Raw genomic sequence first — 21,382 nt, 5'->3', positions numbered from 1 at the left:
GCCGGAGTGGGTATCAACTCCGTGGGCGGCGTCCGCCGCGGACCCCGGCGAACGCGGGGGGAGTCGCCGGGGCCGGTGGTCGAGGACCGCCCACCGGCCCGGGGCTCACAGCTTCGACAACTCGTCCACCAGATCGTCGAGACCCAGGGATCCCTGGGAGAGCGCCGCCATATGCCAGGCCTTCGCGTCGAAGGCGTCGCCGTGCCGCTCGCGCGCCTTCTCCCGCCCCAGCAGCCAGGCCCGTTCGCCGAGCTTGTAGCCGATCGCCTGGGCGGGCGTCGACAGGTAGCGGGTCAGCTCACTCTCCACGAACTCCGCCGGGCGCCCGCTGTGCCGGCCGAAGAACTCCTGCGCGAGACCTGGCGTCCAGCGCTCACCGGGACGGAACGGCGAGTCCGCCGGGATCTCCAGCTCCAGATGCATCCCGATGTCGACGATCACCCGGCACGCGCGCATCATCTGCGCGTCCAGATACCCCAGCCGCTGCTCGGCGTCGGAGAGGAAGCCCAGCTCGTCCATGAGCCGCTCCGCGTAGAGCGCCCACCCCTCGCAGTTGGCGCTCACGCCGCCCGCCGTGGCCTGGTAGCGGGAGAGCCGGTCGGCCACATGTGCCCACTGGGCCAGCTGGAGATGGTGGCCAGGCACCCCTTCGTGATACCAGGTCGACACCAGGTCGTAGACGGGGAACCGGGTCGCGCCCATGGTCGGCAGCCAGGTCTGTCCCGGCCGTGAGAAGTCCTCGGAAGGACCCGTGTAGTACGGGGCCGCCGCACTGCCCGCGGGAGCGATCCGCGACTCCACCCGGCGCACCCGCTCGGCGAGTTCGAAGTGCGTCCCGTCGAGGGCCTCGATGGCCTCGTCCATCAGGCCCTGGAGCCAGGTCCTTACCTCCTCGACGCCCTCGATATGGCGGCCGTGGACATCGAGGTGGGCCAGCGCCTCCCAGGGGTCCGCGCCGGGCAGGATCTTCCCGGCCTCGATCCGCATCTCCGCCAGCAGCCGGTGGTACTCGGTCCAGCCGTACGCGTACGCCTCGTCGAGGTCGAGATCGGTGCCGTTGAAGTAGCGCGACCAGCGGGCGTAGCGCTCACGGCCCACGATGTCGGGGGCATCGGCCACGGTCGGGACGTAGACGTCGCGCATCCAGTCCCGCAGGCCGGTCAGGGCCTCGGTGGCGGCCCGGGCGGCCCCGGCCAGTTCGGCGGCGAGGGAATCGGGCCCGTCGGCCACGAACTCCTCGAACCAGCCGCGGTCCGTACCGATCCACTCCGTCAGATGGCCGACGGTGGTACGGGCCGCCCGGGGCCCGGCGTACAGCTTGCGTTCCAGCCCCTCCGCGAGAGCGGCACGATAGCTCTCCAGGGCGGCCGGAACGGCGTTCAGCCGCCGGACCACGGCGGCCCAGTCCTCCTCGGTCGCGGTCGGGGTCACCGTGAACACCGTACGGACCAGATGCGCCGGGGAGTCGAGGATGCTCACCGCCCGCAGCCCCTCCTCCGCCTCGTGGACGCCGAGTTCGGCGGTGAGCCGCTCCCGGAGCAGCCGTCCGCAGCGCCGCTCGGCATCGCTCTCCGCGCCGGGCCGTTTCTCGGCCTCGTCCAGCCGGCCGAGGGTCTCCCGGGCGAGGGCGGCCCTGGCCTCCTGGCCGTCGGGGGAGAAGTCGGGCAGGAGGTCGGCGCTCTCCTTGACTCCGAGATAGGTGCCGGTGATCGGGTCGAGGGCGACGAGCGCGTCGAGATAGGTGTCGGCGACCTGACGGGGCAGCACGATGCTGGCGGTGACTGACATGCACACATCCTCTATGAGCGGGGGCGGCGGCGTCACCATCGTGCGGGACCCGCGGGCCGGTGAACGACCGTCCGATGGCTGGTGGACCACCGTTCCGCCGACCCGGTCGACGCCGGCCCCGGCACACCCCCGACCGGCCGCGCGGCCGCCCTTCCCGGTGTCGTACCCGGCCCTTCGTCTCCTGTCGTACGGCTTCGCCCGCGCCCCGCTCCGTACCGCCGCCGGGGTCGGGGCAGGACCGGCCGGCGCGGGAATCGGTCGGCTGTATCACTCGTTCGAGTCATCCGCACGAGCTGACTTCGGACGTCGCGTATGGATCGTGCTTTCGCGCCGGTGTAGTTCGCGGCCCGGGGCGGCCGGGCCGCCTCCGCGCGCTCCCCTCCGCCCGGCGGCCCGGAGGGGCGATCCCGCTCCTTCCCGTGCCCCGGCCCTGACCACGGGCTCCGCACTCCGGCCCGGAGCACGGGTGTCACAGGCCCGGGGCAAGTGCCGGGGCCGCCGCCCCTGAGGAGAGCGGCGGGATCTTTGGCGCGATATCGTTGGTGCCGCTGTCCGGTCGGATGACCGCGACCGACCGGATGGCCGCGCCGCCGCCGCAGCCGTCTCGACGTCCGACGCCGCTGCCGTCCGCTCCCCGCTCCCCGTTCCCCTTTCAGTGCTCCGCGTGTTCGTGCGGCCGTCGCGGATCCGTCCCTGCCGCGTCCAGCGGCGCCGTGATCACCAAAGTGCCCTCCTCCACCTGGTAGTCGAGGGGCAGCCGCAGGCTCCGCATCGCGGCGACCATGCCCGTATTCGACGAACGGGTCACCGCGTACACCCCCCGGGAGCCGGTCTCCCGGGCGAGGAGGACCAGTCGCCCGAGCAGTTCGGACCCGATGCCCCTGCGCTGCCAGGCGTCCTCGACCAGCAGCGCCACCTCGGTCTCTTCCCCGTCCCACAGCAGATGACCGAGGGCCACCAGCCGTCCCGACGTGGTCTCCACGGCCAGCGTCCGCCCGTGCCGCGGGCTCAGCAGATGGTCCAGATAGCGGTGGGCGTCGGCGACCGGGCCGTGATAACGCGCCCGCAGCGTCCGTTCCGAGCACCGCAGCTGCATCTCCTTCGCGGCCTCCAGATCGCCCTGGTCGGCGCGGCGCACCACGATCTCCTCGCCCTCCGGCAAGGTGTGGAGGTCCTTGCCGCGCGGGGTCCGGGGGTCGAGCCGGGCGTCCAGCTCCATCAGCGCCCGGGCTCTCGCGAACTCGGTCGGGGTGAAGGGCAGATGGGGCCGCTCCACGGTGACCGTGCCGCCCCGCGGATCACGCAGCCGGATCACGGTCCCCTCCAGCGCGCCCTCGACCGGGGCCCGCTCCCCAACCGGGGCGTCCTCCGGCCCGTCGGCCGGCCGGGAGCGGATCGTGCAGCGGCCCAGCAACTGCCGGAGCGCCAGCGGCAGCTCGGCCGGATCGAGGGCCGTCCGCATCGCCAGACCCAGGACCCGGGTAGGGGTGTCGACCAAGTCGTGCGCGTCGGCGCGCTCGATCCAGACCTCCGAGCCGCCCGCCCGCGCGATCGCCTCCCGGAGCGTGTCCGCCTGGAGCGTTCCCGGCGTGCGCAGCAGGAACTCGTCTACGGTGCCCCGCGTCAGCGGATGCGTCTGGAGGGCGACGACGTCGATCCGGAGATCGGCGAGCGCCGCGCACAGCGCGGCCAGGCTGCCGGGCTCGTCCCGGACGGTCGTCCGCACCCGTCGCAGAACGGTCCCGTCCGGGCCGTGATCCGTCGCGGCCGCCGCGCCCGCCGTACCGAACCCGGCCGCGGTCACGGGCTCGTCCCCACGCGGGGTGCCCGGTTCACCGGTCCCGGAGGTGCCGGAGGTCCCGGACGGCGGGCGCGAGCCGTGCCGTCGAGCCCGCCACAGGGGGAACACGACAACGGCCCCGACCGCCGATACGGCTGTCATCAGCGCTGTCATCAGTAAAGACGGACCGCCGGGGGTGTGTCCGGTCCGATGGGCGAACACCCCGGCGACGGTCACCGCCGTGAGTATCGCGGTCAGTTCGGTGCATACCCGCCGTCGGTCGTGGGATCGGCGGGCGCTCACCCGGGAGGTCGCATCAGTCATGTCCACCACTGTGGCGGCGGCGTGTTGCGTGATCGCGAACGATGTGTGACTGATGGGTAAAGCATGCATTTGGTGTCCTATGTGGTCATTCGATCCATGGTGTCCGTCGGGACGGGCACCGCCGGTGAGGTCGTCGCGGAGAGCGCCCGGGCCAGGCGCGCGGCCTGCACCACCACCTGGGAGGTGCCCTTCCGCCCGGCGAACTCCGCCAGGCCGGGTATCTCCTCCGCGACCGCCGGGCGGCTGCGTTCGGCGCACTCGGCGGCGACGGCGACGACCCTGCCCAGTCCCCGGTTCACCGGGACGGACCGCATCAGCCGGGGCAGGGCCGGGCCGAGTACCGACCAGACGGTCCCGTACGCACCGCTCGACGCGGCCGTGTCCAGCGCGTCGGCTGCCCGGGTCGGTATCACCACCCCATGATCCACCAAATCGACCAGCTCCCGCGCCAATCGGGCGTGATCGAGCTGTCCGCGGGCCGCCAGCGACAACAGGGCGTCCACCGCCGCCAGCCGGTCCTCGGAACGCTCGGCGCCCAGACCGATCGCGAGGGCCCGGTGCAGCCCCGGCCCCGCGGGCCCGTCACCGGACTCCGCCTCGGCGAGCGAGATCAGCCCGGCGGTGATCCCGCGGTTCTCCCCCTCGCCGCTCATGGCGAGCCCGGCCTGGAGCCAGACCGCGAGCGCCTCGCGCTCGTACGGCAGGACGAGCCGCCAGAAGGGCCGCCAACGACCGAACTGCCGGCACCGGCGGTGCGGTCGCACGGCCCGCCCGAGCCAGTGGAACGAACGGGGATAGGTCCGCCTCATCACCAGCAGGTCCCGGGCGTCGCGCAACGGGTTCAGAACGGCCTGCGCCACCCGGCCCCGGTCACGGGCCGACGGCTCCGCAGCGTTCTCGGCGTTCTCGGTGCTTGCCGTGCCGTCCCTGTCTTCCGCGGTCTCCTGGTCCTGGTCCGGGCCCGGCCGCCCGCCCGGTGTCCGCAGCGCCGGCAGCTCCGGCCCCTCGCCCCGCAGCCAGGCGGCGAGCCGGTCCCCTTCGGCGGTGCCCAGCGCCGCCGCGTCCTCGGCCGCCGGGCCGCCCGCGCCGCGCCGGACCCGCAGCAGTGCCTGCCCGAAGTCCACCGGCCCCGGCACGGCCCCGAGCCGTCCGTACTCCCGCAGCCGCTCCACCAGCACCCCAGGATCGAGCGCGCCGGTGTCCCGGGTGGGAGTCGCCAGCAGGAACGGCGGCGGATCCATCCGCAGCCGGTAGGCGACCTCCCGCAGCCGGGCGGAGAGCAGGCCCGACAGCGCCTCGTGCGGGCACGCCCCCGGATCCTTGCCGTCGGCCCCCAGGATCCGGAGGTCGAAGGGGAGCCGGGTCGCCACGGCGGCGACCAGGAAGTCGATGTCCCCGTCGTTCTGCCGGAAGTAGCGCTCCTGGTAGTGGGAGAAGGCGGAGGCGTCGTCCGGATCGCCGGCCCACCAATGATTCGGCATCGCCTCGCGCAGCGCCGCCGCGAGGGCCCCGCGGTCCTCGGCGCCGTGTCGCACCATCCCGTCCACGACCCGCTCGAAGTCCACGGTCAGCTCCCGGGACCTCATCACCACCAGCACCTCCTCCACCAGCTCGGCCACCGACCCGGGCGCCGGGGCCACCGCTCCGGGGGCCGTGACCGGCGGAAGCACCTCCTCGTACGGCTCGTCGTCCGGCATCCCGTACACCCCCAGCAGGGCACGGGCCTCCTCCCGCCGCGCCGGGCTCAGCCGGTCGGCGGCCAGGGCCAGATCCTCGCGTACCGCGTCCCCGACGTCCCCCAGATGACGGGCCACCAGCTTCAGCGCCCGGTCCTGGATCCCGGTGTCCGCCTGGCCGAACGCCTCACCGACCACCGGCAGCAGCCGCTCCGCCGACCCCGGAGTCCGCTTCAGCGCCCGGTCGACCAGGACGAGCTGCGCGCGCACCAGGGCCTTCTCCCGGCGGAACAGCACGGCCTCCGACATCGCCACCAGGGCGTCGTCCGGCAGCTCCCCCCGCCGGTCCAGCTCCGTCAGCGTCTTCTGGGCGTAGGACGCCACCATCGGGGTGCCGTCGGCCGCCATCCCCAGCCAGTCCGGGATCCTGGCCCGCCGCTCCTCGTCGCCGGGATCCAGCGCGCGCAGGACGGCCAGACAGAACGTCATCTCGGCCGGCTTCCCACCGCGCAGGATCCGCGCGACGCAGGCGTCGAGCAGCTCCGACCGCTTCACCACCCCGTGCTCGGCCAGCGCCGCCAGCCCGGCGGGCCAGGGGTCGCCCGGCTCGCGGAAGCCCTCCCAGAGAATCGTGCCCGGGATCCGGGGCAGCTCGAAGATCCGGACCGCCAGCACCGCGGCCCTGGGGTCCTGCCACAGGGCCCCGGTCGCCCGGGAGCCCCGCCGGGCCGTCGTCCCCACCCAGCCCGTCACATACCCGTCGGCGGTGGGGACGGCACAGCCCGAGCGCTCGACCAGCGCGTCGATCAGCTGGATGTCGTCCTCGGTGAGGTTGGCCCGCCCCGCCAGTCTGTGCGCCACCTTCCCCAGCCATACGCCGTCCCGGTGCGCCAGCACGTCGAGCACCGGGCGCACCGGTACGGGCCGCCCGATGCGCAGATCCGCCGCGCCGATCCAGGTCGCCGCCGACACCGCCCCGGGCTGACAGCCCGCGCCCGCGACCAGGACGGCGATCGCGGCCCTCGACCGTTGCTCCCACTGCTGCCAGGACCAGCCCCGCAGCTCGGTCCGGAACTTCTTCAGCTCGGCGAGCACTTCCTTGCGCTCCGCCGGCCCCAGCGGCTCCAGCAGCCGGGGCACCAGGTGCGCCCGCCCCTTGCGGACCGCTTCCATCAGCTCGTTCATCGCGCGCCTCCCCGGCCCGCCGCGGTCCCGCCGCCCACGACCGTGCCCGACGCCGCACTCGCCGCCGTACCCGACGCCGCACTTGCCGCCGCGCCCGGCTCCCCGCCGTCCGCGGCCGGTCCACGCCGGGCCATCCGTACCGCCAAGGCGTGTTTGCACGGCCCCCGTCCGCCCTGATGCTCCGCCCACCAGGCGCAGGTGCAGCGCAGCCGCCCGCCCGCGTCCCGTACCCGGTAGACGCGCCCGCCCGAGGCCACCGCGGCCGACACCCCGTCCGCGTCGGCCGTGACCGCGCCCGCCGCCAGCAGCTCCCGGGCCGCGACCAGCCGTGGATTGTGCCGCTCCACGCGCCGGGCGTCGTACGGCAGCTCGCGGTGGAAGTACGCGGCGTCCGCGACGTCGTACCCCACCCGGCCCGAGGTCCCCAGACGGACCAGGCTCGCCTTGACCCGGGCGACCGGCAGACCCGAGCGGTCGGCCAGCTCCACCGGGTCGATCTCCGGCTCCCAGGCGAGCAGCACCGACAGCAACTCGGCGTCCTCCTCGGCCTCGTCCGCGGAGAGCGAATCCAGCACCCCGCCCTCGCCGGAGAAGCCCCGCCAGGCGTCGGGCGAGAGCGTCAGCGTCAGCCGCATCCCCGGGAGCACCAGCTCCCACGCCGTGGGCACCGGGGTGCCGTCCACCACCGGCGGCCCGTACACCCGCAGTGCCTTCGCCTGCCGAAGCAGCCGCCCGAACGCCTCCAGACGCTCCGGCCCCGGCAGACACACCGCTCCCGCGACCGGCCGGGTCGTCGGCCGCAGCGTCCGTCCCGACGGGACCACCCAGATCGCGCCCCGCGACGAACCGCCGCTCCTGGACCGGGGCAGCGACCGCAGGAACCGCACGGTCTCCGCCGCCGACAGCTCCGCCCGCAGATCGAACCCCGCCGTCGCCACCTGGGCCTCCGCGAACCCGCGCAGCCAGCGGTCCGGCAGCGGGACCTTCTTCTCCACCACCGAGCCGTCCAGGGTCGTGACCGCCATCTCCCCGGGGCCCACCCGCAGATGGAGCGGGCTGTCCCCGGTCAGCCGCGACAAGGCGTTCCGCAGCGGATCGTTGACATCCACATTGGTCGTGCCGCGGCCCGTCTCCGCGCCCCCCAGCCCGTCCCGCAGGACGTCGAGCCGCGCGTACACCCCGCAGCAGCCGGAGAACGACTCGAAGCGGAGCCGGTCGCCGTTGCCCGTCACCACCGGGTCCAGCAGCCGCCGCAGCTCCGGCCGGACATAGCGGGCCGCCGCGACATCGGCCACGGCCAGCAGCCCACGGGCCGCCGTCTGCGGCGACTCCAGGAATCCGGCGAAGAAGGTCGGGCTGTCCTCGGCCCCGGCCGGGGTCAGCCCGCCCGAGGTCTCCAGGCCCAGGAGGTCCCCGCCCGCCGCTGAACTGAGCGCGGAGGGCCGGGAGTAGGCGAGCGCCTGCGTGGTTCGTGTCATGGAAACGACGGTAGATCCCCCCACTGACAACGGCGCCTCAGCGGCCCACCCCCGCCGCCAGCAGCGCCACCCCCCGGACGATCTCCGACGGCGCCAGGTGGGCGTACCCCAGCACCAGCCGCACCCCCGGCCCCGGGTCCGCCGCCGGCGTCAGTTCGTGCTGCGCCACCGACCGTACGGACACCCCCGCGGCCCGCGCCGCCGCCAGGAACCGGTCCTCGGGACCGTACCGCTCCGGAAGCCGGGCGATGATGTGCAGCCCGGCCGCGATCCCGCTCACCTCGGCCCCCGGGAACCGCTCCGCCAGCGCCCCCACGAGGACGTCCCGCCGCTCCCGGTACGCCCGCTGGCACCGCCGCAGCTGCCGGTCGTAGTCGCCGTGTTCGACGAAGCGGGCCATCACGGCCTGGTCGACGGAGGGGTTGCCCAGGTCGATGGTGCGCTTGCGCTCCACCACCTCGTCGACCAGCCGCGGCGGCACCAGCAGCCAGCCCATCCGCAGCCCCGGCGCCAGCGACTTGCTCACCGAGCCGGTGTACGCCACCCGGTCCGGGTCCAGGCCCTGGAGCGCGCCCACCGGCGCCCTGTCGTACCGGAAGTCCCCGTCGTAGTCGTCCTCGATCACCAGCCCGTCCACGGACCGCGCCCAGTCGAGGAGTTCGATCCGGCGCCCGGCCGAGTACGCGATCCCGGTCGGGAACTGGTGGGACGGTGTGGTCATCACGGTCCTCACCCCCGAACGGCGCAGCGGCTCGACGGCCAGCCCCTCCGCGTCCAGCGGCAGCCCCGTCATCCGCAGCCCGCACGCTGCGAACACCGGCCCGTGCACCGGACTGCCCGGGTCCTCCACCCCGACCGCCCGCTCCCCGTGGCCGTGCAGGACGAGACCGAGGAGCGTGGTGGCCTGGGTGACCCCGGCACACACCACCAGGCAGTCCGGGTCGGCGACCACCCCGCGCCGCCGGGTCAGCAGCGCCGCCAGCGCCGTCCGCAGACCGGCGAGACCCCGCGGGTCGGGATAGCTGAGCGCCCGGTGCGGCAGCGACCCGATCACGGTCCGGAACGCGGCCGACCACGCCGCCCTCGGGAAGAGCGACAGATCGGGCGAGCCTGGCCGGAAACTCACCCTGGCCGACGGATTCCCCGGTACGGGACCGGGAGCGGCGGCGGCCCCGGCGCGTACCGCGTCCCCGACCCAGGTACCCGCCCCCCGGTCGCTGCGCAGATACCCCTCGGCGACGAGCTGTTCGTACGCCTCCGTGACCAGCCCCCGCGAGACGCCCAGATCCGCCGCGAGCGCCCGGCTGGAGGGCAGCCGGGTCCCCGCCGCCAGCCGGCCCGAGCGGACGGCGTCCCGCAGCGCCTCCTGGATGGTCCTGCCGCGCCGCCTGGCCGGGGCGGAGGCGGCGGACAGCAGCAGTTCCCAGGCGAAGCCGCCGCCCGGCGGCGGACCGTCCGCGGCCGGGGTACCGGAAGTGGTCCTCGATGACGTCATGGAAGTGGACCTTAAAGGGGACCGCGTCCGTGCCTAACGTCGGTGACCATGAAGCAACGCGCCACCCGGGCCGCTCCCGCGGCGGACCCGGCCCCCGCGCCCGGCCGCACCGCCGCCGTGCAGGGCATCCTCCTCGTCACCTTCGCCTACGCCCTCGTCGGGGCGTCCTTCACCGCCAACAGCGTCCTCGGCGACTATCCGTACGCGGGCGGCCAGGCCCTCCGCTACGGACTCGCCTTCCTGCTCCTGCTGCCGCTCGTCGGCGGCCGTTCGGCGCTCGCCCCCGTCCGCGCCCTCACCGCCCGCCAATGGGTGCGGATCGGGCTGGTCGCCGGCATCGGGATGGTCGGCTTCAACCTGGCGGTCCTGGCGGCGGAGCGCACCGCCGAACCGGCCGTACCGGGCGTCTTCGTCGGCTGTGCGCCCGTCGTGGTCGCCGTTCTCGTCCCGCTGATGAACAACCGTCGCCCGACCAGGCCGGTGCTGTACGGGGCGCTCCTCGTGGCCGCCGGGGCGTTCACCGTCCAGGGGTGGGGCCGTACCGACACGGCGGGCATCGTCTGGTCGGTGGCCGCGCTCGTCGGCGAGGTCGGGTTCGCCGTGCTGGCGGCGCCCGTACTGCGTCCGCTCGGCCCCCGGCTGCTGACCGCCTGCGTCTGCGCCGTCGCCGCGGTCGAGTCGGTGGTGATCGGTCTGATCGTGGACGGCGCCGCTCTGGTGCGCGTCCCGACCGGCACCGAGACGCTCGCCCTGCTGTGGCAGGCCGCCGCGGTGACCGTCGTCGGCTTCGTCGCCTGGTACATGGGCGTCCAGCGGATCGGCACCGAGCGCGCCACCCTCTTCACCGGGATGATCCCGGTCTCCGCGGCCCTGACCGCCCCGCTCGTCGGGGTGGGCGCGTTCGGCGCCGCCCAGGCCGCGGGCGGGGTCCTGGTGGGCGCCGGTGCCGCCCTGGGCTCGGGAGTCCTCACTCTGCGCCGCTCCCGGGCCGACGGGCTCCGGAAGCGGGAACAGCGTCCCCCGGGGCGGGAGTCCACCGATGGTGGGAGCCCGCCCGACCCCTCGGGGGATCCGGTGGCGGAGCGTCGCCACTGAAAGCCGGCGGGGACCAGGTGACGGTCCCCGCCGGCATATCCCCGTGTGCTGACCGTGAGACCGGTCACGCCGGGGTCCGCGCGGCCGGGCCCTCCTGGACACGCCGACTCCGGTGGGCTGGGATGGGACGGTGGTGAACGACCCCGCGCCCGGCCCCGCGACCGACCCTTCCACCCCCTTGACCGATGCCTTCGAGGAGCACCGCCCGCTGCTGACGGGTGTGGCCTACCGGATGCTCGGCCGGGTCGCCGACGCCGAGGACGTGGTCCAGGAGGCGTGGTTGCGGTGGTCGGCCGGGGACCGCTCCGCCGTCGTGGAGCCGCGCGCCTATCTTGTACGCGTCACCACCCGGCTGGCCGTCGACCGGCTCCGGCAGATCGGCGCCAGACGCGAGTCGTACCCCGGCCCCTGGCTGCCCGAACCGGTCCCCACCGGCGATCCGGGCGCCCCCGGCGGCACGGTCCCCGACACCGCCGAGCGGGCCGTCCTCACCGATACCGTCTCCCTCGCCGTCCTGGTGGTCCTGGAGGCCCTGTCGCCCGTCGAGCGCGCGGTGTTCGTCCTGCGTGAGGCGTTCGGCTTCCCGTACGCGGAGATCGCCACCGCCCTCGACCGGACGGAGGCCGCCGTACGGCAGACGGCGGGCCGGGCGCGCCGCCATGTCGACGAGCGCAGACCGCGGTACGACGTCGACCCGGTCCGGTGCCGGGAGGTGACCGAGCGCTTCCTGGCCGCGGCCGCGGGCGGCGACCTCGGTCAACTGCTCGTCCTGCTCGCCCCCGACGCCACCCTGGTCGGCGACAGCGGCGGCAAGGCGAAGGCGCCGCTGCGGGTCATCGCCGGCGCGGACAAGGTCGGCCGGTTCCTCGTCGGGGCGGCGAGCCGCCCGCCCGCCGCCGTCGAATACCGCTCCGTGGTGGTCAACGGCGTCCCCTCGGTGCTCGTCCTGTCCGCCGGAATGCCCGACTCCGTACTCCAATTGGGTGTTGTGGCCGGACGAATCGACTGTGTGTACATCCTTCGCAACCCCGACAAGCTGGGTGCCCTCGCGGGCCTTCCGCCGTCCGGAAACAGCCCTGTGCCCACGCTGGTCTGACGCGCTTTTCCCGCACGTCGGGGGCGGTGTCCGGAAACCTTCGGAGTCGAAGTCGCATCTTCCTCACGGGGGTGCTAACAGCTCGTGAACGCACAGGGGAACCGGTCGACTTCAGAGCGTAACCAGGGCAGGATTGGTCTTGACCAAGGTTCCGGCCCGCCCTATGGTCGCAGGGATAGTGCAGGAACCTTTAAAAAAGAACGTAATCAAAGGCGCGGAATAGCCGCCGCTGACACGGCGATCGCGGAGGATCAGGGTGGGGACCACGCAGCTGGAAACTGTGCCGGAGCCGAAGTACTGGCACCTGAAGAACGTGATCGGCGAAGCCCTCGACTCGGACTTCGCGGTCGGGGAGATCCTGCCCAACGAGCGTGAGCTGGCCGCCCGGTTCGGGGTCGCCCGCGCGACGCTCCGGCAGGCTCTCGAACAACTCGAACTGGAAGGACGTCTCCAGCGCCGCCGCGGAGTGGGCACCACGGTCGCCCCGCCCCGCCTGGGCGTGGACGTCTCGACGACCCACCACACCTGGCCCGGCGCCACGCAGGACGCCTGGCAGGCATTCGACTGCGACCGTACGGTCCCGCCCACCGCGGTGGCCGGGATCCTGGGAACCGCGGCAGGGGAGGAGACGTACGCCCTGCGGCGGCTGCGGGTCACCCACGGCCAGCCGCTCGCGGCCGAACAGCTCTATGTGCCCGCCGGGTCCGTGCCCGAACTGCCGGCCATAGACATGCCGTCGGGCGCGGCCCGCGCCCGGTGCGTCCTGCGCGAACTGCAGCGCCTCGACCTCGACGGCCAGGACCGCGCCGTCGAACTGGGCTCGGCCCGCGCCGACGACGCCCGCGAGCTGGACCGGTTGCCCGGCTCGCCCGTGCTCGTCGTGACGACCCGCTACTTCTCCCGGGGGCGTACGGTCGCGGTCTCCGTCGCCACCTACCGGGCCGACACCTGCCGGCTCACCTTCGGCGACTCCGGCGACGTCCGGATCAGCCACCACACCGAGGAGCGCCGGGCTTCCTGAGCCCCCGCTCCCGTACGGAAGTCCGGGCGGACGGTCACCGTCCGCCCGGCACAGCGCCTGATGACGACCGGCCGTCGCCGACAACCCGGATCCGCCCCCCACCGGATCCGGGCCCGGCGGCGGCCGGTTCGTCGTATCGATCCTTTGCCGTATCGGGCCGGTTCGCGATGTCGAGCCGGTTCGCCGCGCCGAAAGGCCCACGGATCCGGAAGAGACGGGATCCGGAAGGGACGTGCCGTACGCACGCCCCCCCCAGACGCGTCCGCGCCCCGTCACCGGCCCCGGCGGCTCAGGCGCGCGCCGACGTGGCCTCCACCGCGAACAGCTCGTCCTCGACATGGTCGAGGGCGATCCGCAGCGCCCCGGTCGCCACCGCCGCCTCCCGCAGCAGGGAGAGCACCACACGCGGCGGGCGCAGACAGTAGCGCGCCAGCTCGTTCCGCAGCGGTTCGAGGATGCCGTCGAGACCCGCCGCCCAGCCGCCGATCACCACCAGCTCGGGATCGAGCGCGAGCACCAGCGCCGCCACATCGTGCACCAGCCGCTGGAGATAGCGGTCGACGGCGGCCTGGGCCCGCACGTCCCCGTGCTTGGCCAGGGCGAAGACCTCGGTCACCGCCTGCTCGTCGAGCGGGTGCAGCGGCTCGTCCGTCGGTGACAGCAGGCTCTCGGGCCGCAGCTCCCGGCCCAGCAGATGCAGCGCGCCGATCTCCCCGGCGGCCCCGCCGAAGCCCCGGTGCAGCCGCCCGTTGATCAGCGACCCCGCGCCGGGACTCAGCCCCGCCAGGACGAACACCACGTCGTCGCAGTCCTTGGCGACGCCCTTCCAGTGCTCGGCGACGACGGCGGCGTTGGCGTCGTTCTCGACCAGGACCGGGCAGCGGAACGACCGCTGGATCCGCTGGCCGAGGGCGAGCCCGGTCCAGCCGGGCAGCGCCACCCCCAGCCGAACCGTTCCGTCGGTCTCGACGATGCCCGGACAGCCGACCCCGACCGCCCGCAGATTGGAGCGGGAGACCCCGGTCCGCCGCAGGACGTCGGCGACGACCACCCGGACCCGGTCGAGACGGTCGTCGGCGGACGCGGTGTCCGATACGTCGCGCGAGGCCGCGCCGATGATCCGCCCGTCGAGACCGGAGACCAGCGCGGCCACCCGGTGCGGGCCGATCTCGATACCCAGCAGATGCCCCGCCTCCACCCGGAACCGGAACCTGCGCGCCGGTCGTCCCTGCCGCCGGGCGCCGCCCTCCTCGGGCACGCTCTCGGCCACCAGGCCCGTCTCGATGAGGCCTTCGACGACCCCCTCGACCGTGGGCCGGGAGAGGCCGGTGGCCCGGGTCAGATCCGTGAGCGTGGGAGATCCCGCGCCCCGCAGGGCATGGAGTACCACCGCGGAGTTGATCCGCCGCAACAAGGACGGGTCTCCGCCGGTCAGCCGCCCCACCGTGTGTCCTTCCAGCCCCGGCTCGTGCAGCCCGGGCGCGTTGTCTGCCGGATCGTACTCGTTGACCGTGCCCCTCGCACCGTCCTCGGTCGGAGCGCAAGGCGGCACGCCGGGGACGGACCCGTCAAGATCCCCGGAAACCGCCCCGCGCCTCGCGTCATCGGGCCGCCTCCCGCAGCTGCCCGTACTCCTCGGCCATGGTCCGCGCCGTCCAGTGCGCGTTGAGCCCGCTCGGATTCGGCAGCACCCAGACCCCCGTCCCGCCGATCGTCCGCTCCTGCGGACCGATCCGGGCCTTCGGCTCCGCGAAGGCCACGCGGTAGGCGGTGACGCCGACGACCGCCAGCCACCGGGGCCGCAGCCGCTCCACCTTGTCCCGCAGCAGCCGACCGCCCTCCCGGAACTCCGCCGGGGACACCTCGTCGGCGCGCGCGGTCGCCCGCGCCACGACATTGGTGATCCCCAGACCGTACGAGAGCAGCTCGCCCTGCTCGGCCGGGGCCAGCCGCCGGGGGGTGAACCCCGACAGCTGGAGCACCGGCCAGAACCGGTTGCCGGGCCGGGCGAAGTGGTGGCCGGTCACCGCGGACATCAGGCTCGGGTTGATCCCGCAGAACAGGACCGAGAGCCCGGCCGCCACGACGTCGTCGACGACGCCGTCACGGGCGGCCCGCAGCTCCTCGGGCGACGGCAGCGGCACGGACGCCGGCCGAGCCGTCAGAGGATCGATCCGGGGGTGTACCCGGCGGCGGCCGGATACCGCCCGGCCACCTCGTCGACCCGCGAGACCACGTCCGCGACCTGGGCCGCGGCGGCGCCCGTGAACGACAGCCGGTCCGCCATCAGCGCGTCCAGCGCCGCCCGGTCCAGCGGAATGCGTTCGTCCGCCGCCAGCCGGTCCAGCAGCTCGTTCCGCTCGGCGCCCTTCTCCCGCATCGCCAGCGCCGACGCCACCGCGTGCTCCTTGATGACCTCGTGCGCCTCCTCCCGGCCCACCCCGGCCCGTACCGCGCCCATCAGCACCTTGGTGGTGGCCAGGAACGGCAGATAGCGGTCCAGCTCCCGGGCGATCACGGCCGGGAAGGCACCGAACTCGTCGAGGACCGTCAGGAAGGTCTCCAGCAGTCCGTCGAAGGCGAAGAAGGCGTCCGGCAGCGCGACCCGGCGCACCACCGAGCAGGACACATCGCCCTCGTTCCACTGGTCGCCCGCCAGCTCCCCGGTCATCGACGCGTAGCCGCGCAGGATCACCATCAGCCCGTTGACGCGCTCGCAGGAGCGGGTGTTCATCTTGTGCGGCATCGCGGACGAGCCGACCTGGCCCGGCTTGAACCCCTCGGTGACCAGCTCGTGCCCGGCCATCAGCCGGATCGTCTTCGCCAGCGACGAGGGCGCGGCGGCCAGCTGGACCAGGGCCGTGACCACGTCGTAGTCGAGGGAGCGGGGGTAGACCTGGCCCACCGAGGTGAACGCCCGGCCGAAGCCCAGATGGCCGGCGACGCGCCGCTCCAGCTCCGCCAGCTTCCCGGCGTCGCCGCCGAGCAGGTCGAGCATGTCCTGGGCCGTACCGACCGGGCCCTTGATCCCGCGCAGCGGATAGCGCGCGATCAGCTCCTCCAGCCGCCCGAACGCGGCCAGCAGCTCGTCGGCGGCCGTGGCGAACCGCTTCCCCAGCGTCGTCGCCTGCGCGGCCACATTGTGGGAGCGGCCCGCCATCACCAGCTCGGAGTGGTCGGCGGCGAGCCGGGAGAGCCGGGCGAGCACGGCGACCGTGCGGTCCCTGGCCAGCTCCAGGGAGAGCCGGATCTGGAGCTGCTCCACGTTCTCGGTGAGATCGCGGGAGGTCATGCCCTTGTGGACCTGCTCATGGCCCGCGAGCGCGTTGAACTCCTCGATCCGCGCCTTCACGTCGTGCCGCGTGACCTTCTCGCGCTCCGCGATCGACGCCAGGTCGACCTGGTCGAGTACGCGTTCGTAGTCCGCGACGGCGGACTCGGGGACGTCGATACCGAGATCGCGCTGGGCGCGCAGCACCGCGAGCCAGAGCTGTCGCTCCAGCCTCACCTTCTGCTCGGGGGACCACAGGGCGGCCAGTTCGGCGGAGGCGTACCGTCCGGCCAGGACATTGGGGATGCGGGGCTTCGCAGACACAGCAGTCACGTGGCCGGATTCTACTGGCGATCCGACCGGGCCATCGCGCCGGTCCGCGGGCCGGACCCGACGCGGGGGTCCGCGCGCCGGGCCGGGACCGGCACGGTCAGCGGGGAGCGCTCCCGGTTCCGGAGTCGTACGGGAGCAGATCGGGGCGTTTGGCCGGGCGGCCGTCGCCCGAGGAGCGGCCGGTCAGCCGGCGGCCGATCCACGGCGCGAGATGGCGCCGGGCGAACCGCAGGTCCGCCGCGCGGCGGGTGCCCCAGCCCGGCGGGGCGCCGGGCGGCAGGAGGGCGCGCCAGTCGTCCTCGGCGGGCAGCCCCAGCGCCTGCCAGACGGCCTCGGCGACCCGCCGGTGCCCCTCGGCCGTCAGATGCAGCCGGTCCGCGTCCCAGAGCCGGGAATCGCCGAGTACGGGCGCGCCGTACAGATCGACCACCACCGCGCCGTGCCGGGCCGCCAGCAGATCGAGGTGGGCGTACAGCTCCTCCATGCGCGGCCTGCCCGCGTCCAGCAGCGGACCGTGGCGGCCGGGGCTGTGCATCAGCACCAGACGGCCGCAGTTCGGGGCCAGCGTCCCGACCGCCCGCTCCAGCAGGTCGCGCACCCGGTCCATGTCGATCCTGGGGCGCAGGACGTCGTTGAGCCCGCCCACGAAAGTGATCACATCGGGCCGCATGGCCGCGGCCGGGGGCACCTGGGCCTCGACGATCTGCCCGAGCAGCTTGCCGCGTACCGCGAGATTGGCGTAGCGGAAACCGGGGGAGCGGGCCGCGAGCCGGGCGGCCAGCAGATCGGCCCAGCCGCGGTACGAACCGTCAGGGCGCAGATCCGACATGCCCTCGGTGAAGGAGTCGCCCAGGGCGACGAGACTCGTGGGGCCGCGATGGCCCGAAGCGTCGGCGTTGATCTCCATGGCGGGCCGATCCTACCGCGCGGTAGCCACCCGCCCGCCGGGCACCGGACCCTCCGCCGGGCGCCCTGGCCCCGCGGGGCCGGGAACACCGCGGCGGCCCGCCCCGTGACTCCCCGAGGAGTACGGAACGGGCCGCCCCTGTCGTGTCCGGCGTCCGGTCCCCGGTGCCGGCGTGCGTCAGGTCAGTCCGTGCGGCCCACCAGCTCGCGCAGCACGTCCTCCATGGTCACCAGACCCTCCGGGGCGTCGTCCTCGTCGAGCACCGCGGCCAGATGCGTACCGCTGCGCTGCATCGCCGTGAGGACGTCGTCCAGCGGCGTCGTCGCCCGGACCCGGGCGATCGGCCGCATGGCCGTCACCGGGAAGGCCACATCGCGCGGCATCGCGTCCAGGGCGTCCTTCACATGGAGGTAGCCGAGGATGGTGCGGCCGGAGTCGACCACCGGGAAGCGGGAGAAGCCGGACTCCGCCGACAGCAGCTCCAGCTGCTCCGGAGTCGTCCCGGCCCGGGCGTACACCACCCGCTCCTCGGGCATCACCACGTCCCGCACCGGTCGGCGCCCCAGCTCCAGGGCGTCCCTGAGCCGTTCGGCGGCCCGGTCGTCGAGCAGCCCGGCGGTGCCGGAGTCGGCGACCATACGGGCCAGCTCGTCGTCCGAGAACGTCGCCGCGACCTCGTCCTTCGTCTCCACCCGCAGCAGCTTCAGCAGGGTGTTGGCGAAGGCGTTGATGGTGAAGATCACCGGACGCAGCGCCCGGGCCAGCGCGACCAGCGGCGGGCCGAGGACCAGCGCCGTGCGGGCCGGTTCGGCCAGCGCGATGTTCTTCGGCACCATCTCGCCGAGGAGCATGTGCAGATAGGTGGCGAGAGCCAGCGCGATCACGAACGAGATCGGATGGATCAGCCCCTCCGGTACGCCCAGGGAGTGGAACACCGGCTCCAGCAGATGGGCGATGGCGGGCTCGGCGACGATACCGAGCACCAGGGTGCACAGGGTGATACCGAGCTGGGCCGCCGCCAGCAGGGCCGATACATGCTCCAGACCCCACAGGACGCTCTTGGCGCGGCGGTTGCCCGCCTCGGCCTCCGGCTCGATCTGGCTGCGGCGCACGGAGATCAGGGCGAACTCCGCACCGACGAAAAAGGCGTTGACGAACAGGGTCGCCAGACCGATGAGCAATTGGATCGTGGTCATCGTCCGGCCTCCCCGGCGTCACGGCCGGACGCGCGGTCCGCCCCGGCGGCGCCGTGCCCCGCCCGTTCCTTCCGTTCCCGGTGTCCACCGGTCTCGGGACCGTCCTCGCCGGCCTCCGGCAGCGGCGCGTGCATCAGCACCCGCGCGGCCCGCCGTCCCGACGCGTCGACCACGTCGAGGCGCCAGCCGAGGAGATCGATCCGGTCGCCCTCGACCGGGATCCGGCCCAGTTCGGTGGCGATGAGCCCGGCCAGGGTCTCGTACGGCCCGTCCGGGGCCTTCAGACCGACCCGCTCCAGCTGGTCGGTGCGGGCGGCGCCGTCCGCCGACCACAGGGACCGGCCGTCGGCGTCCCGCCCGGCGGGGGCGAGATCCGGGGTCTCCTGCGGATCGTGCTCGTCGCGGACCTCGCCGACGACCTCCTCGACGATGTCCTCCATGGTGACCACGCCGGCCGTACCGCCGTACTCGTCGATGACGACGGCCATGGTGGAGCGACCGCCGAGGCGGTCGAGGAGCCGGTCCACGGTGAGGGTCTCCGGGACGAGCAGCGGTTCGCGCAGCACCTCGGAGACGCTCTTGCGGGGCCGCTGGTCGGCGGGGATCGCCAGGACGTCCTTGATATGGGCGATACCGACGACGGTGTCCAGATTGCCGCGGTAGACCGGGAAGCGGGACAGGCCGGTGGCCCGGGTCGCGTTGGCGACGTCCTCCACCGTGGCCTGCACATCCAGGGACGTGACCTGGACCCGCGGGGTCATGACGTTCTCCGCGGTCAGCTCGGCCAGATTCAGCGTACGGACGAACAGCTCGGCCGTATCCGCCTCCAGCGCGCCCTCCTTCGCCGAGTGCCGGGCGAGGGCGACCAGTTCCTGGGGGCTGCGAGCGGAGGCCAGCTCCTCGGTCGGCTCCATGCCCAGACGGCGCAGGATCCGGTTGGCGGTGTTGTTGAGATGGCTGATCAGCGGCTTGAACGCGGCGGTGAACAGCCGCTGGGCGGGCGCCACCACCTTGGCCACCGCGAGGGGCGACGAGATCGCCCAGTTCTTCGGGACCAGCTCGCCGACGACCATCAGGACGACCGTCGACATGGCCGTACCGAGGACGAGCGCCACGGACGACGCCACGGACGGGGAGAGGCCCAGGTCTTCGACCGGGCCGCGGATGATCTTGGCGATCGACGGCTCGGAGAGCATGCCGACGATCAGGTTGGTCACGGTGATGCCGAGCTGTGCGCCGGAGAGCTGGAACGTCAGCCCCTTCACGGCCTTCAGGGCGCCGGCGGCGCCCCGCTCACCGCGTGCCACGGCGGCTTCGAGATCCGACCGCTCCACGGTGGTGAGGGAGAACTCCGCCGCGACGAACACACCGCACGCGAGGGAGAGCAGCAGCGCCACGAACAGGAGGAGCAATTCGGTCATCGGGTCACCTCCGTCCCACGGCGGGGCGGGGTCGGGAGGCGGAATCGATGTCTGCTACTGGGAGGCTCGTCCATGGACGGACGCTCACACCTTTCCTCGATGACGACAGATGGGTCCCCCCATAGTAAAGGACCGGCAAAGTGCCTTCACGGAGCCTCGGGGGAGGTTCCCGGCCGGTGCCGGGACGGGGAGGACCGGGCGCCGTCCGGGGCGCCCGGTCCATCGTGACATCCCCGGGGCCCGTGTGCCGAGGGCCCGTGGCCGAGGCCACACGGGCGCCGACCGCCGGACCCTCCCGTACGGACACGGCCCAGGGGAGCCCAGTGGCCGGATCGCCGGCTCGGTGCCCCGCCCGCCTCGCGCGCCGGGTCCCCCGTACGGGCGACCCGGCCACGGCGTCGCGGGGCCGTGCCGGGCGGTGCCGGCGCCCGGGAGGCCCGGGTGGGCTCAGACGCCCGGCACGGAGAAGAGCTTCACCCAGCGCCGCCAGTGGTCCTCACGGTGGTATCCGGCCGCCGCCCAGGCCCGGTGCGCGGGCTCGTTCGTCTCCAGCACCATCGCGTCACCACGCCGCCCGCCCACCGCCGTGAACCGCCGCTCGGCCGCCGCCAGCAGGGCCGATCCCACACCGCGCCTGCGGTACGCGGGCAGGACGGCGAGCCGGTAGAGGGAGCAGCGCCAGCCGTCGTACCCGGCGATCACCGAACCGACCAGGGTGCCGTCGGCGGTCTCCGCGAGGATGAGCGCCTCCGGGTCGCGGGTGATCAACGCGGTGACACCCTCGGTGTCGTCCGTGATGCTCGTCCCCTCGGCCGCCTCCTTCCAGAACCGCAGAACGGTCCCGGCCTCGTCGGCTCGGGCGGTACGGGTACGTATGAGCTGGTCGGTCATGGTCCGACCCAAGCACGGCCGGGGTTCGGCCCGCCACCATTTTCCCGGGGCACACGGGCGCGCGGCAGACCCTCACCCGGAGTCGTCGGCGGGCCGCGGGCGGCGTATGCGGACGGTTCCCGCGTCCAGGTCCAGCCGGAACGGCGGGTCCTCGGCCGGGCGGACGTTCCGCCGGGCTCCTTCCCGCTCCATCGACAGGGCGACGGCCCGAACCGTCGGGTCCGTGTCCCTCAGCATGTCGACGCCGATGGACGACAGCGTCTTGGTCCGGCGCCAGTAGATCCAGCGCCGGGCCTCGGCCCACAGCAGCACCCGGTCCACGGCCAGGGCGCCCACGCCCGTAGCGGCGACCCCGCCCGCGATCCACAGCACGATGGTCGGCACATCCGCTCAACGCCCGGTGCCCCGCCGGGGGTTCCCGGCGC

Annotated in this window: 16 protein-coding genes; 3 read left to right on the top strand and 13 right to left on the bottom strand. The window is 73.9% G+C overall.

The genetic code is table 11. From position 1 onward, the window contains the following. Positions 1-105: 105 nt before the first annotated feature. From ACFXG1_RS24160 to ACFXG1_RS24140, 5 genes are all read right to left on the bottom strand, one after another. A complete protein-coding gene (locus ACFXG1_RS24160) occupies positions 106-1,788 on the bottom strand; it encodes a DUF885 domain-containing protein (RefSeq protein ID WP_384723167.1) in 1,683 nt (560 codons plus the stop codon). 652 nt (positions 1,789-2,440) lie between these two features. Then, a complete protein-coding gene (locus ACFXG1_RS24155; RefSeq protein WP_384719642.1) occupies positions 2,441-3,892 on the bottom strand; it encodes a GNAT family N-acetyltransferase in 1,452 nt (483 codons plus the stop codon). 77 nt (positions 3,893-3,969) lie between these two features. Further along, a complete protein-coding gene (locus tag ACFXG1_RS24150) occupies positions 3,970-6,753 on the bottom strand; it encodes a DUF6493 family protein (RefSeq protein WP_384744500.1) in 2,784 nt (927 codons plus the stop codon). After that, positions 6,750-8,231, bottom strand: coding sequence for an SWIM zinc finger family protein (locus ACFXG1_RS24145; protein WP_384717790.1), 1,482 nt, complete (start codon positions 8,229-8,231; stop codon positions 6,750-6,752). Before ACFXG1_RS24145 ends, ACFXG1_RS24150 begins: the two co-directional genes overlap by 4 nt. Before the next feature lie 37 nt (positions 8,232-8,268). Continuing rightward, positions 8,269-9,726, bottom strand: coding sequence for a PLP-dependent aminotransferase family protein (locus ACFXG1_RS24140; protein ID WP_384717793.1), 1,458 nt, complete (start codon positions 9,724-9,726; stop codon positions 8,269-8,271). Positions 9,727-9,774: 48 nt separating this feature from the next. On the opposite strand from ACFXG1_RS24140, the gene ACFXG1_RS24135 reads away from it, so the two are divergent. From ACFXG1_RS24135 to ACFXG1_RS24125, 3 genes are all read left to right on the top strand, one after another. Then, positions 9,775-10,821, top strand: a complete 1,047-nt coding sequence (locus ACFXG1_RS24135; protein ID WP_384717796.1) for a DMT family transporter — start codon at positions 9,775-9,777, stop codon at positions 10,819-10,821. A gap of 130 nt (positions 10,822-10,951) precedes the next feature. After that, complete coding sequence (gene sigJ / locus ACFXG1_RS24130) at positions 10,952-11,917, top strand: RNA polymerase sigma factor SigJ (protein WP_384717799.1); 966 nt, start codon at positions 10,952-10,954, stop codon at positions 11,915-11,917. 256 nt (positions 11,918-12,173) lie between these two features. Next, the gene (locus ACFXG1_RS24125) at positions 12,174-12,938 is read left to right on the top strand and encodes a GntR family transcriptional regulator (protein ID WP_384744497.1); all 765 of its coding nucleotides are present in this window, start codon (positions 12,174-12,176) and stop codon (positions 12,936-12,938) included. Between the two features lie 289 nt (positions 12,939-13,227). Here the strand turns inward: ACFXG1_RS24125 and ACFXG1_RS24120 are convergent, their stop codons facing one another. The 8 genes from ACFXG1_RS24120 to ACFXG1_RS24085 all read right to left on the bottom strand — a co-directional run bounded on the left by ACFXG1_RS24120 (position 13,228) and on the right by ACFXG1_RS24085 (position 21,341). After that, a complete protein-coding gene (locus ACFXG1_RS24120; protein WP_384744503.1) occupies positions 13,228-14,382 on the bottom strand; it encodes an ROK family transcriptional regulator in 1,155 nt (384 codons plus the stop codon). A 157-nt stretch (positions 14,383-14,539) separates the two neighbouring features. After that, positions 14,540-15,082, bottom strand: coding sequence for a G/U mismatch-specific DNA glycosylase (gene mug / locus ACFXG1_RS24115; protein WP_384721804.1), 543 nt, complete (start codon positions 15,080-15,082; stop codon positions 14,540-14,542). Positions 15,083-15,099: 17 nt separating this feature from the next. Next, positions 15,100-16,533, bottom strand: a complete 1,434-nt coding sequence (purB, locus tag ACFXG1_RS24110; RefSeq protein ID WP_384721807.1) for an adenylosuccinate lyase — start codon at positions 16,531-16,533, stop codon at positions 15,100-15,102. Between the two features lie 106 nt (positions 16,534-16,639). After that, the gene (locus ACFXG1_RS24105; RefSeq protein ID WP_384744494.1) at positions 16,640-17,449 is read right to left on the bottom strand and encodes an SGNH/GDSL hydrolase family protein; all 810 of its coding nucleotides are present in this window, start codon (positions 17,447-17,449) and stop codon (positions 16,640-16,642) included. 182 nt (positions 17,450-17,631) lie between these two features. Continuing rightward, positions 17,632-18,645: a hemolysin family protein gene (locus ACFXG1_RS24100; protein WP_384744491.1), complete on the bottom strand. Its 1,014-nt coding sequence runs from the start codon at positions 18,643-18,645 to the stop codon at positions 17,632-17,634. Continuing rightward, positions 18,642-20,066 (bottom strand): hemolysin family protein, encoded by a 1,425-nt coding sequence (locus tag ACFXG1_RS24095; RefSeq protein ID WP_384744489.1) that lies wholly within the window; start codon positions 20,064-20,066, stop codon positions 18,642-18,644. The genes ACFXG1_RS24100 and ACFXG1_RS24095 overlap by 4 nt, the downstream gene beginning before the upstream one ends. A gap of 447 nt (positions 20,067-20,513) precedes the next feature. Beyond that, a complete protein-coding gene (locus tag ACFXG1_RS24090; protein ID WP_384718460.1) occupies positions 20,514-20,957 on the bottom strand; it encodes a GNAT family N-acetyltransferase in 444 nt (147 codons plus the stop codon). 72 nt (positions 20,958-21,029) lie between these two features. Beyond that, positions 21,030-21,341, bottom strand: coding sequence for a hypothetical protein (locus ACFXG1_RS24085; RefSeq protein ID WP_384718462.1), 312 nt, complete (start codon positions 21,339-21,341; stop codon positions 21,030-21,032). Between the last annotated feature and the right edge of the window lie 41 nt (positions 21,342-21,382).

Origin of the sequence: Streptomyces sp. NPDC059248, assembly GCF_042753905.1 — a bacterium.
Taxonomy (GTDB): Bacteria; Actinomycetota; Actinomycetes; order Streptomycetales; family Streptomycetaceae; genus Streptomyces.
The sequence above is the reverse complement of the archived record's forward strand: the minus strand, read 5'-3'. Positions and strand labels throughout refer to the sequence as shown.